This window comes from Dyadobacter sp. HNCC25DJ187, from assembly GCF_056895255.1.
In genome coordinates, this window is the sequence record NZ_JBXHAT010000002.1 from 228556 (window position 1) to 241186 (window position 12631).

The following is a 12631-nucleotide window of genomic DNA, read 5'->3' on the forward strand; positions in this document are numbered from 1 at the left end:
CTATTGTTCTATTTAGGTCAAAAAGTTTGCTGATTTAGCTCAAATAGTAGGGTATGTTGTAGGATATTAATCCTTGCACACGTTCTGGACACTTAGAGCTTACTTCAATATTCGGATACTAAAATTTTAGAGAAGAACCCTTTTCATGAGAAACATACCCTGATCTTCGAATAGTTTCTTTACGCCAATTTCCAGCGTACCCAATATGCGAATCCCAATCTTCTAAAATCTCCCATCAACTTTTATCGATGATATTACCCGTGTAGATGAATCAATTTGCTACGCCTCCTTAAATTCAGGAATGGAAATGGAATGACCATATACGCTTAGCGGTTGCCACACGTAAGTTGCTGCCGACGCCTGCTTTGGATATGATCAGCGATCTCCCATAAACAAAAAATTCGTATCCTTAACCTCGTGATTACTTTCATTAAGAAGTTTACTTGCCTTTTATAGTGGTTTGGGAAGTCGGAGCAAGCGATCCAAAGAATGGCTCATCAACCCCCAGATCAATGAAAATATGATTTAGGATTACTCCGGGATCGATCATATGAATAGTCAACTTATGTTTGCCAGTTTTCATAACCGGCACATGTAAGATCCGTTTGGTTGAATTACTCAACACATTGTTTTTCCATTCATCACTTCGACCGAACGTTCTGAAATTGAAGATACGCACCGGACCTCCGTCAATACTTATGCCGTAACGCACTTCAAAATTCCTGTTAAGAGGATATGTGGGTAAGGAGGTGATTGTAATGTCAGCGGATGACTTGCTGAATGTATAAAACTCGTATTCCACTGCTGGATTTTCATTTATCTTAAGTGTATCCAAATCACCATCCGCGGGCTGCTGAGTCAAGGGAAAAGACTCGAGTGATTTGCCATTCATACCCAATCCATCCACAACACTCCAGTGACGCGATTTTGTATTTTTAACGGCCGTGAAGTCTGTAGCATTGATAGATATATAACGGTTTGCCTCTACATAACCTTTGAAGTTATTCAGTTCAATTACAGCTTCGTTGTTAGCTACTACATTAAAAGTATACTGATCTCCATCCGTCCGGACAATAATATTCCCTTTCAGATCTTTATGTGAAGGCGCTTTTGCCCAATCAACGTCTACCCAGATACGCTGTTGACTGCTCAACCCGTCAGGTTTTAATTCGCCTTCATCGGCACTTACTTTAATCCAGCTTTCCGATGTGTTTACAGTAAATTTCTTGGTCACATTTTGACATAAAAATAGATCAATAAAGTACTTCTGTTTATTCCATCTGTCAAAATCGGGAAGCGAAAACTGCTGTGAACCGGAAGTGGAGTCTGCATTTTTGTAACCCTCCGGAAGGGCCCTGAAAGCAGATAATGTCTTAGATTTGGGCGAATCAAAAACGGGCATATCAAATACCGGAAGCTTTCTTGGGAACATATCCATCATACCCTTCCATTTTCCTGCTGCCAGTTCTGTGTTGTAAAACCTGGTTTCTTCCACTATCTTATCATACACTTCCTTCGACAGCGAGGCATACGTCTGAGCGCTCCAACGTCCCTGTTTTGCATATAAATACGCTTTATCCCGATACAGGAATTTTTTATTGATCAGCGCCGCTCCTTTAACCGGATATTCCAATAACTCGTAAAAAGCAGCCTTGTCTTTGGATTCAATACTCATTCCAATCGCCTCGGTCTGCTTTATCAGTTTGTCATAAGCATCTATTCTGAGCTGCGCCTGGTCATTGTAAAAATTGTGATTGTACTGCGTAAAGTCTATGGCAGTTGTTGGTTCAGTCCTGCTCCAACCCATGTATTCGGGTTTGCGCTCAAAAGCCAGATCATAATATTTCCAAAGTGTTTTCGCCATTGAAATTGACTGCTTATTTCCAAAGATCGTTGACAACCAATTCTCTAAGTGAGTAGCAGAAAATGAAGGTTTTTCAAACGGTTTTATGTCATAAGCCATATCTAAGAAAAGCTGCGTCAAATACTCCCCGGGTTTGATATCACCCACGTTCACCACCCACAACTGTTTTGCATTCATGGCATAAGCTTTGGTCATTTCTTCCCGGATGTGTGCAGGATGCGAAGTAGCCAACCACAGATAATCATGTGGTCTGCCCCAATAAGAAATGTGGTAATAAACACCTGACCCTCCTTGTCTTTTGTTCTCATCGGTATTACTGAGCCGTTGAATATAACCATAGTTATCATCCGGCCATACGAGTGTGATGTCATCCGGCACTTTAAGTCCTCCATCATATATATCAAGCACTTCCTTATAAGCTGTAAATGCCTGAGGAACCTTTGTAACATCCCGATTTACATACTTTTTAAGCATTTCGCGCTGCGAACGGATGATCGTATCCAACAACGGAACAGTTTTTTCGATGGTCTTGACTCCTTCCATACCACTATCATGAACACCCCGCATACCTGTTGTATAAATCCCATTGACCTTGCTGCTCTCCTTGATACGGGATTCCCAATATTCGTCGACTTTTTTCCTGTTTGTCAGATAATTAAAACGTCCCATACTTTTTTGATCCCATTCACTTACATTGTTCCGCAGCATCGGTTCCGCGTGGGAAGATCCAATTACAATCTGATACAATTCTGCAGCTTTCGCATTACCGGGATAGTGGAAAAAAGCTTTGGTACTTGGATGCATCGCCGGCCAGATCAGGTTAGCCTTTAAGCGCAAAAGCAATTCAAAAACCTTTGAATACGTTTTGGGACCTATATCGTTCGTTTCCGGTTCAAATGTTTTAGCTGCCCAGGGCTGTAACCCCCAATCTTCATCATTGATAAAAATACCCCTGAACTTCACGGAAGGTGTTTTTGATAATAAATCGGAAATGTTTACGGATAGAGAATGTTGCTTCTTTGGAGTCGCATCAGCCCACCAGTACCAGGGCGTTACTCCGATTTTTTCTGAGATATCAAAAACCCCATAAGCCGTTCCTCGGAGATCACTTCCGGCAATTACGAGGGCATTAGAGATGTTTTTTGTCGGTTTGGATAATGTCCTGAGTGAATAGCACTCCCACTTCCCTTTTAAATCCGGGTCGGCCGCTTTATTGCCAAAACGTTTGATTAACTCTGAACCAACCTGTCCGATAATAATGATATTTCCCTGTGCCGTCGAGATATCACTGGATACTCTGGGCCGATAACCGCTTACAAGTTCAATATCGGAAGCAAGTAAATGAGCCGTTACCGAATCGAGTTTAGCCTCTGCTTTTTCATAATAAATTGTCACGTTAGCTTGAGCAGTTACCAGATCAAAACGTGCGTTGTTGTGGGCGTGGAGATTTCCGGCCGCCATCATGATCATGGTGGTAACCAGGCTTATTATTCGTTTTTTCATGTTCAAGTATTACAATTGGTCAGGATGTTATGTTCAAAAGCGCGGCCCAGTTTCCGTGTACGTTTAAGGTCAAGCCAACGGTGGTACTCTCCGTCAAGCTCTCTTGCTCTTTCATCCAGTATAAAATCCAGGGTTACATCTGATGGCATTATATCCGGACTCTGTCCTGCCATGGCAGCACGTTTTCTGACGACATTGATCTTTTCCGCAGATTTGTCCAACTGACGCAATTCAAAGCAGGCCTCACCAATCAGCAGATAGGTATCAGCCAATCTGAATAAAAAGATGTCTCTTGTTGAAGAATAGGCGTCTTGATTATTACCAGGAAAATTGGCAAGAGGATCAAAGAATCTCTTCTTCAACCAGGGTTTCATCTGGTAAAAACTTCAGACCGTAGACATACAGAGCCTCAAAATTACTTTTATAAATCCTGGCATACGCAGCTTTATCACCTAGCCTGAAGGCGTTCCATATGGCTACATCGTGTTGGGAATCCGTGACCACAAGCTCCTCAAGTTAGACCGGGTAAAGTAGCAGTTTTAATAATCTACTGTGCTTTTTAACATTATAATCTGTTTGATACCAAGATAAAACGACTCTTATCATTCAGTTTCAGATAGACCGGAACATTGGCTGACACGAAACAGAATTGCTCTCAATATTTGCTGCATGTAACTGGCAGGATTGTATAAGAGAAGATTCAAGAGCACCGGATTTGATGCTCTTTTTAAGCTATGAAGATGTCGAATGATGGCCATGAAGCTGGCCCAGGCTTTTATATCAATTCTGTACCAGAATGGCCGACCATGACAGCGATACTTTTGTTATGCGATAATGCATGAAACATAAAAGTTTTTAATCATGACTACAACAGCAATTGCACCGGAAACCCCGCTAAAGACTGACGATCTCAGCAAACAGAACAACCAATTCAGTTCAAAGGATTTTCATCAGACTTTTGCATGCCCACAATTTCAAAAGCCGGCCTATATGATCCATAAGAATGTGGAAAAGGCCGGCGAACACAGTCAGTTTTCAACAGAGCGCAAACATCCCGTATTTTTTGTGGATCTCCCCAGCAAAAACGTCAGCATGACCATCGGTGGCCTATTACCAGGCCAGCTGACCAACCGGCACCGTCACACTTACGAAACGGTGCTCTATGTTTTGGAAGGCGAAGGATTTACCGAAATCGAAGGTGAAAGAGTGGAATGGGAAAAAGGAGACGCCGTTTACATTCCATCCTGGGCATGGCACAGACATCAAAACCTAAGTGATGCTCAGCCGGCAAAATACATTGCGTGCGAAAATGCACCCCAACTACAAAATCTGGGCGTTGCGCTTCGCGAAGAAGAAGGAAGAGATCTTTAATAACATTCAATCGAAAGTCCTCCTTTGCGAGGACTTTCTCACTTTTAAACATCGAGATACAATGAAAAATGTTCCATTCAAGGGAATTATTGCATACCCTATCACGCCATTTGATGAAAATGAGCGCGTTGATCTGCCGCTATTTAAAACATTGGTTGAACGGCTTGTCGCATCTGGTTCGCATGGCATAGCGCCGCTGGGAAGCACAGGTGTGCTGCCATACCTTACGGATCAGGAAAAGGAGGCCATTACCGAAGCTACGATCCAGCAAGTTGCCGGTCGCGTGCCGACACTCGTTGGTGTGTCCAACCTTACCACCGAGCGGACCATTTATCACGCCAGGTTCTCAGAAAATGCTGGCGCGACCGCGGTCATGATCATTCCGATGAGCTACTGGAAGCTTACTGACAATGAGATCGTCAAACATTACGATGCCGTTGCCTCGCAAATCTCAATTCCCATCATGGCCTACAACAATCCGGCAACAGGTGGTGTCGACATGTCTCCATCCCTTTTGAAACGGCTACTGGAAATCTCAAATGTCACCATGATCAAAGAAAGCACGGGTGACGTGCAGCGCATGCACCTGCTTAAAAGGGAGCTGGGTGAGGAAGTGGCATTTTATAATGGCTCCAATCCATTGGCCCTGGCCGCTTTTGCAGCCGGCGCTGACGGCTGGTGCACAGCAGCACCCAACCTGATCCCTGAACTTAATTTAAGTCTGTACGAGGCAATCCAGAATAATGATCTGGCATCTGCTCAAATACTTTTTCTTGAACAGTTAAACTTGCTCAGGTTCATCGTTGCCAAAGGATTGCCGAGAGCCATCCAGGCAGGGTTAACCATTCTCGGAGGAAACGCAGGGCACCTTCGGGCACCATTACAACCACTTACCGAAATCGAAACCACAGAACTCGGCCACATTCTGAAAACTACTAAGGCGCTTTTTAACTAACAATACTTTAATAAAAAATCATCCCCGTCTGGCATAGGGATGATTTTTGCATTACATAGACTCTACAATCCACAGATGGATTCAATTTCGTAACCCTGGTAATCACGGAATGGCTCATTGGCAGTTGTTCATAATACTCAGAATAAAGGCAATACAAAGTACAACCCGCTACTACCTTAGCTGATGATCTGCACAATCGAGTTTTAGCTCCTGGTCTTCCAGGCCTTTTTCTAACAATTTGCAGTAATGGCTACTCCCGCGGTGATCATAATGCCGGCAGGTGAAACACATTCTCTGAATGCTGATAATGCCGGCCCCGTGCAGCTGACGGACAATGTGGAGCAAACCCATAAAAATGAACTCCTTCTGTATTGGAGATAGCATCTCCAGCGGCCTTTCAATAGCCGAAGTAAAACCGGCACTTTTAATAGCCAGCTCTCTGCCGCGCCCGGTCAGTACAATCATATGACTTCTTACATCAGCAGGGTCCGTGTATTTTTCAGCCAGGCACTTTTGTGCAAGCGACTTGATGCTGTCGCTGATTGTGGCCTTGGTCAGATCAAACTGTCTGGCCAAAGATGTCACTTTGCATCTTTCCTCCGGCTGAAAAAGCAGAAAGATCAGGATCTGAATTTGTATTGGGCTCAATGCATTCAATTTCCCTTCGTTGCGAAGCACTACGCGAAATGCCTGCGAAACTCTGCCCAATGCATCAACGATCTTTCCGTCAATTTCAGCCATAGCCCTAGTTATTTTACTTTGTATGGCAATGTCAGTTTGCCAGACAGCACGCTATACACATTGTATACGCCCAGCATCGGTTTATCCATGGACATTCCGTCCGCCGGAGCAGATACCTGCATATAACAGCTCACGGCATCGAAGTGAAAGTCTACTTTATTATTGACACTGTATATAGGCACTGAAACGCGGATCGCGCTTTGCTCGGTAACGACCTGATATCCCGGTGAGTCCATATACATGGGCATATCCGGGGCCGTCTTAGGCTTTGTGATCTTGTCGGCCTTTTTATATTCCTTTACTGACAGTCCGCCTTTCACGCGGTCATCTTTAACCAGCACTACCCAGTGTGGGTGCCATACAATCCCGTCATTATCAAACTTGCCGTCTGTATTTTCATCCCAAAGCGGACTATCGTCGAAATCAGGATGCGAAGTAAGTGCAAGAGCTACAATGCCTTCGGTTGGGTTAAAACCGACATCTTCAGGCTTTAACGTGGTTGGAAAAACATATCCTAAAACAGGAGCCATATCCAATTTTCCTACAGCAGTGGGCACAGTCTTTCCGGCTGTTCCTTCCACAATGATCTCGAATTCCAGCGATCCGTACTTTTTATTATGGATCACCTGCGCGGATCTAATCTTAAAATCCTTGGAATCTTCGTATTTTTTGCAATGTTCGCATGCCTCGGCAGCCGCAAATGATAGCAAGGCTGCAAGCGTCAATATTGTGTTTTTCACTTTCTGATTGGTTAAAATAAATAATACAACCGGCAGGTTTCTGCCGGTTTTTCTCAGCCTTTAACATCTTCCAGCGATGCACCGAAATTGATATGAAGCACATTGCCATTGGATGTTAGCAATGCGGGAACCGATTTAACGCCGGCCTTTTCTGCTTCACCGATACGGCTGCGGTCTTCTCCAATGTTTACGACTTCAACCTGATCTGCACCGATAAGATTAAGAATGTCGTGCTCTGCACTGACACATACCGGGCAACCTGCGTGATAGAAAATTGACTTGTTCATTTCTCGCGATATTTAATACGTGTGGCACCATTGCCGATCCAAACTTAGTAAGGAGTCCTAACGATACTTGCTGGACCATTTTGAATTAAATATACTGGACTAGCTGCAGGGCCTGCTACTTTCTCAATTTTGTAAAATCCTTAAGATCAATACAATTTAACAAGTTGGCAGCATGCATACCATTGTTATCTTTGGTCTATTAATTGATGCAGTTTAAATAAACGCAGCTAGTCCAATGCTCAGACCGTGGAAATTAGAAATCCGGATTGATCACAAATCCCAGAAGGCCGTGTACCTGCAGATAGCAGATGCCGTCATCTCAGATATCCAGTCGGGCAGGCTCACCAGCGGGGATGCTTTGCCGGGAAGCAGAAATCTGGCAGAGATGCTGAAGGTAAACCGGAATACCATTGTCGAAGCATTGAATGTGCTGATTAATGAAGAATGGATTGTATCCAAAGAACGGAAAGGAACATTTATTGCCGCGAGATTACCGGTATTTAGCAAGCAGCGTAAAATGGAAATCGCCGCACCGGATGAAGCCCCGCAAAATCAACATTACAGGATCACTTTTGACGATGGCTATCCGGATAGCAAGATCGCACCCGTCACCGAGCTGGCGCGTGGTTACCGGCAAATCTTCAACCGGAATGCACGCTGGCAAATGATGGGTTATGGAAGCGAGTTCGGCCATGCAAATTTCATTGAAGCCATTGTGCAAATGCTGAACCATCAACGTGGCATGCAGGTCACAAGCAGTTCAGTTTGCGTCACACGCGGCAGTCAAATGGCTATGTACCTGGCTGCTCAGTGCATTTCTTCAAAAGGCGATTTTGTAATGGTAGAGAACCCTGGTTATCAGCCTGCCTGGAAAGCATTTGAAACTGCAGGTGCCATATTACTGCCTGTAGGTGTTGATCAGGATGGTCTGGTCATCGAGGATGTAATTAACCATTTGAAAATGCAGCCTAAGATCAAGGCCATTTACATCACGCCTCACCATCAATATCCCACTACGGTCACACTGAGCTTACAGCGAAGACTTGAATTGATCCGCTTGTCAAACGAGCATGGATTTACGATCATCGAGGATGATTACGACAATGAATTTCACTTCGGATATCGCCCGGTTCTGCCGGTGTCAAGCTTCGCCCAGCTACAAAAATATGTTTACATCGGCACGATGAGCAAAGTAGTTGCCCCCGCTTTGCGCATCGGCTATCTGGTAAGCAATGATGATTCGCTCATTACAAAAGTGGGCGAATTACGCAAGATCATTGATGTTCAGGGTGATGGCATCATGGAACAGGCCGTTTTGCAGTTGATTAATGACGGAACAATAAAGCGGCACATTAAAAAAGCGACAAGCTACTACAAGGCAAAGCGCGACTACATCGTATCGCTGCTGAATACTTATTTGAAAGACAAGGTGGACTATACAGTTCCGGAAGGGGGACTGGCTATTTGGGTGCAGCCAAAACAAGAGCAGGACTGGCCAAAGATCAAAGAAAGGATGGCCTTGAGTGGTGTAAAAATACTGACGCCTGAACACTATAGTAACGATCCTTCGGTCAACGGCATCAGGTTGGGCTACGGGTCACTGTCAGAAAAAGATCTCAGAGAGGGAATAACTTTATTAGCTAAACACTTGATCGTTAAATGACCTGAACATTCAAGTCACGTTGATTTACAGGAAATAAATTCACTAAAAAAACAAAACCTCAGATACAATTCAGTTAGTGTCGGATTGCTCACTCATTGCATTCAAGGCAGAAGAACACAAACAGCTTGAATAATTAATATACCAAATCGCGAATCCGTTTTCCAGTTCAAGGCAAATCTCTCCACTTTATGTTTGGGCATTTGATAAGCAAAAAATGGCTTTTTAAGCTGGTCATTTTTAACAAGAATAAAAACGATCTTTTTAAATTGAACAGATACTTCATGGTAGAATTGTGACCGCATTTCTAACACTTTGTGATCTGTCCATGATCTTCCTAATCCGCATTACCGCCTGACAATCCATGGATAAAAATCACTTTATTTTCTGCAGGGTTAAACGACACTGCCCCTACACCCGGTCCGTAAATGCTTTGGTTTGGGTTTAGATATATGATCCTTTCTTCACCGGTCAGAACATTAACAATCCCTATATGAGCAGTTTCTCCGATTTTGGTGTCATCATTCCTTCCGTCATAAACAATCCATTGTCCGTCTTTCGAAACTACACCGTTATGGTATAAGGTATGACCTGACGAAAAAACTGTCAGGTCATTAATTTTTTTGAATACCATACAATCATTTAACAACACAAAACCTAATGTGATGGTGTACTTTCTCGGAGAGTCTTATTACATCTTTAATCGAATTCACTTTTATACCTGCCCTTAAGAATGGTTCGCTTCCCCTTTCTAAAGACGATTTCAAAACTTAGAAGAATCCACTGTCACGTGTTTCACCGATCTTCTGTCGTAAGTGTAGGTTACATGTACCTTTCCGTCAGTAGTCTGAATAATGGCAGGATAGGAATATCCGTGCTGGATAGGTTCGTTTTCGAGCGTGGTAACTACTTTCCAGTTTTTACCGTCATCCGATACAGCCAGATTAAGAATATTCCTTCCTTTTGGTTCAGGTCCGGCTTTAGTGGAATGATTATACACCAGAAGATGTCGGCCATCTTTCAAAGTAACCGCATCGGTTCCGGAATTGGGATTTGGTAATCCGGATTTTTCCAGTTTAGACCAGGTCTGGCCATTGTCTTTCGACCAGCTTGTCACCAGCACATCCTGGATAGTTCTTGCCAGAATCTGTAAATCTCCGTTTTTGTGAATCAGTACACTCGGCTGAATGGCATCGTACTCCACCCCATCGTTTATCGGCGGAATCACCTTCCAGGTTTGGCCATTATCTTTCGAAATTTCGAAGTAAATTCTCCAGTCTCTGCCATTGGGTGTACCCCTTCTTTCCAGACTGGTCGGAGAGATAATTGTTCCATCTGCCAGCTGAACGGCCTTGTTTTTCACCGGGCCCAGTAAATCACCTACTACTTGATGCTTTCCCATGGTAACCGGTTTTGTCCAGGTTCTGCCTTCATCTGCCGAGGTAATGTACACGCCCCACCAGTTGTCTACATCCGGCCCGACTTTATAAAACAAAAAGATGGGACCGCCCTTAGGCTGGAACAAAACGGGATTCCAGGCCGGATGCTTCACCGAATCTGTCAGAAAGCCATTGGCTACCTCCACCGGCCAGCTCCACTGCCCGTTTTTATAATGAGCCACCCGAATACCAACATCCTGGTTTTTTTCGTGTGTACCGGCAAAGAAAGCACACATAAGCCCCTCGCTTGTTTCGATAATAGTAGAAGCGTGGCACTGTGCGGTTGGCTTCTGATCCATACCATAGACCAGCTCTGAACTCACTACTCCCTGTTTTCCTTTTGTTGCTAATTCAGGAATCTTAAAATCCTGTGCGAAAGAACAATTTGCTACAGAGAACAGCATTGCTATCCCTGCTATCTTCTTGATATTTGATAAAATAGTCATATTCTTAAATATTGATGATTAATATCCTGGGTTTTGTTCTATTACACGTCCATAATTTGCGTCAATCACGGCTTGAGGAATCGGGAAATACTGGTGATAGTCCCTGATGGAATTTCTGGTTTCTTCCAGCAGGTTATACTTTTTGACTCTCTCCACCAGTTTTCCAAGTCTTACCAGTATTCTTCTTCGGGGTTCTTCCACGGTTAACTCTCTGGCTCTTTCTTCTAGAATAAAATCGATACTTACTTTACCAGCATCAATAGCCGGTACATTCGCCCTTGTTCGGATTACGTTGATATCCGCTGCCGCAAGGTCGGTACGCCCCAGTTTGAAGTAAGCTTCCGCTCTTAATAAATAGGTTTCTGCCAACCTGAACACCACCACATCCTTTGCCGTACGCCCCGAAGTAGGGTTGTTTGCCCATGGCAGACCTTCTATTTTTCTGGAATATGGATAGATATTCCGCATCGTGTCGTCGTAAATGACCTTACGTTCTACCTGCTGTTTGAAATACTTAGACCGCGGATTGTTGTAGTAGAATTTCCTTCTCATGTTATAGGAGGAGTTTCTCATGTCATTCGGATTTTCCTTCCATATGTCATATAAGAAATAATTGGTACCCCTTACTCTTCCCACACCTCTTCCGAGTGTATCCACTACCAACATGGCTACCCCATCCGGATCGATAATTTTGCTGAGAAAAGGAGCCCAGTTACGAATCTGAACATTTCCGTTCAGGCTGCTGCCTCCTCCCTGTACATTGTTTTCAAATTGCCATACCAGAATAGACTCCTGATTGCCAGAAGCTCTGTTTTGATTACCATCTAAAAACAGATCTGCAAATACATCGCCGGCCTGAGTGGCTTTAGATCCGAATCTGCTGGTCATGATCTTGTAATCACCAGAAGAAATTAATTCTGAAGATATACGTACAGCATTTTGGGCATCGCCAAGACTCAGATAAACTTCTGTAAGCAAGTGTTGAGCTGCTCCCCGGGTAAGTTTTCCGTCGAGGTTACCTTCGCTTACGGCAGGCAACCATTGCACGGCAAACTCCAGATCACTTTTCACAAAATTCAGCACTTCTTCTTTGCTCGATCTTGCATAGTCGTTTTTCGGAGAACTATTTATTTGGTCTACCAAAGGTACTCCCCCAAAGGAGTTTACAAGAAGATTGTAGGTATATGCCCTGAAAAATCGAGCCTCCGCCAATACCTGATTTCTTTCCTTTTCTGTAGCCCACACATCACCACGAGATTCTCCATAGTGAATGATCGTATTAGCTCTCAAAATCATAGCTGTATATGCCCAGTTCCAGAGAATATTCAGGTTATTATTGGTAGGTGTATAGGTGGTGAGGTAGTTTCTCAGGCCTATGTATTCAATACCCGCGTCTGCGCCAATATCGGTGGATGCAAAATTAAGGGCAAAGTAGGTATTGTCTCCCATTGACATTTCTTCCCTGGAAGCCGCATAAAGACCGGTAAGGTACATTCTGAAGCCGTTAGGAGATACTAAAATCTGCTCAGCACTTAAATTAGACAACGGAACTTCTTTCAGGTCGCCCTGACAGCCCCATAAGACTATTCCTGTTATGATGATGATTAGAATACGTTTCATATATC

Annotated in this window: 11 protein-coding genes; 3 read left to right on the top strand and 8 right to left on the bottom strand. The window is 43.8% G+C overall.

What is annotated here, in order from left to right:
- Nucleotides 1-439: 439 nt before the first annotated feature.
- The gene (locus AC1XUE_RS11985) at nucleotides 440-3367 is read right to left on the bottom strand and encodes a glycosyl hydrolase 115 family protein (RefSeq protein ID WP_483356215.1); all 2928 of its coding nucleotides are present in this window, start codon (nucleotides 3365-3367) and stop codon (nucleotides 440-442) included.
- Nucleotides 3368-3369: 2 nt separating this feature from the next.
- Nucleotides 3370-3741 carry a RagB/SusD family nutrient uptake outer membrane protein gene (locus AC1XUE_RS11990; RefSeq protein ID WP_483356216.1) on the bottom strand — a complete coding sequence of 124 codons (372 nt, stop codon included), beginning with the start codon at nucleotides 3739-3741 and terminating at the stop codon, nucleotides 3370-3372.
- Nucleotides 3742-4228: 487 nt separating this feature from the next.
- On the opposite strand from AC1XUE_RS11990, the gene AC1XUE_RS11995 reads away from it, so the two are divergent.
- On the top strand, nucleotides 4229-4738 hold the full coding sequence (locus AC1XUE_RS11995; protein WP_483356217.1) for a cupin domain-containing protein: 510 nt from the start codon (nucleotides 4229-4231) through the stop codon (nucleotides 4736-4738).
- A gap of 61 nt (nucleotides 4739-4799) precedes the next feature.
- Nucleotides 4800-5693 (top strand): dihydrodipicolinate synthase family protein, encoded by an 894-nt coding sequence (locus tag AC1XUE_RS12000; protein ID WP_483356218.1) that lies wholly within the window; start codon nucleotides 4800-4802, stop codon nucleotides 5691-5693.
- Between the two features lie 171 nt (nucleotides 5694-5864).
- Here the strand turns inward: AC1XUE_RS12000 and AC1XUE_RS12005 are convergent, their stop codons facing one another.
- From AC1XUE_RS12005 to AC1XUE_RS12015, 3 genes are read right to left on the bottom strand one after another with little or no spacing between them, the layout of a single operon-like run.
- On the bottom strand, nucleotides 5865-6434 hold the full coding sequence (locus AC1XUE_RS12005) for a MarR family winged helix-turn-helix transcriptional regulator (protein ID WP_483356219.1): 570 nt from the start codon (nucleotides 6432-6434) through the stop codon (nucleotides 5865-5867).
- A gap of 8 nt (nucleotides 6435-6442) precedes the next feature.
- Nucleotides 6443-7174, bottom strand: a complete 732-nt coding sequence (locus AC1XUE_RS12010) for a hypothetical protein (protein WP_483356220.1) — start codon at nucleotides 7172-7174, stop codon at nucleotides 6443-6445.
- 53 nt (nucleotides 7175-7227) lie between these two features.
- Nucleotides 7228-7461 carry a thioredoxin family protein gene (locus AC1XUE_RS12015; protein WP_483356221.1) on the bottom strand — a complete coding sequence of 78 codons (234 nt, stop codon included), beginning with the start codon at nucleotides 7459-7461 and terminating at the stop codon, nucleotides 7228-7230.
- Nucleotides 7462-7696: 235 nt separating this feature from the next.
- On the opposite strand from AC1XUE_RS12015, the gene pdxR reads away from it, so the two are divergent.
- Nucleotides 7697-9124, top strand: a complete 1428-nt coding sequence (gene pdxR, locus AC1XUE_RS12020) for a MocR-like pyridoxine biosynthesis transcription factor PdxR (RefSeq protein WP_483356222.1) — start codon at nucleotides 7697-7699, stop codon at nucleotides 9122-9124.
- A gap of 334 nt (nucleotides 9125-9458) precedes the next feature.
- On the opposite strand, the gene AC1XUE_RS12025 is transcribed toward pdxR, so the two are convergent.
- The 3 genes from AC1XUE_RS12025 to AC1XUE_RS12035 all read right to left on the bottom strand — a co-directional run bounded on the left by AC1XUE_RS12025 (nucleotide 9459) and on the right by AC1XUE_RS12035 (nucleotide 12626).
- A complete protein-coding gene (locus AC1XUE_RS12025; RefSeq protein WP_483356223.1) occupies nucleotides 9459-9755 on the bottom strand; it encodes a hypothetical protein in 297 nt (98 codons plus the stop codon).
- 129 nt (nucleotides 9756-9884) lie between these two features.
- Entirely contained in the window at nucleotides 9885-11006 is a 1122-nt protein-coding gene (locus AC1XUE_RS12030) for a sialidase family protein (protein ID WP_483356224.1), read from the bottom strand.
- Nucleotides 11007-11024: 18 nt separating this feature from the next.
- A complete protein-coding gene (locus AC1XUE_RS12035) occupies nucleotides 11025-12626 on the bottom strand; it encodes a RagB/SusD family nutrient uptake outer membrane protein (protein WP_483356225.1) in 1602 nt (533 codons plus the stop codon).
- Between the last annotated feature and the right edge of the window lie 5 nt (nucleotides 12627-12631).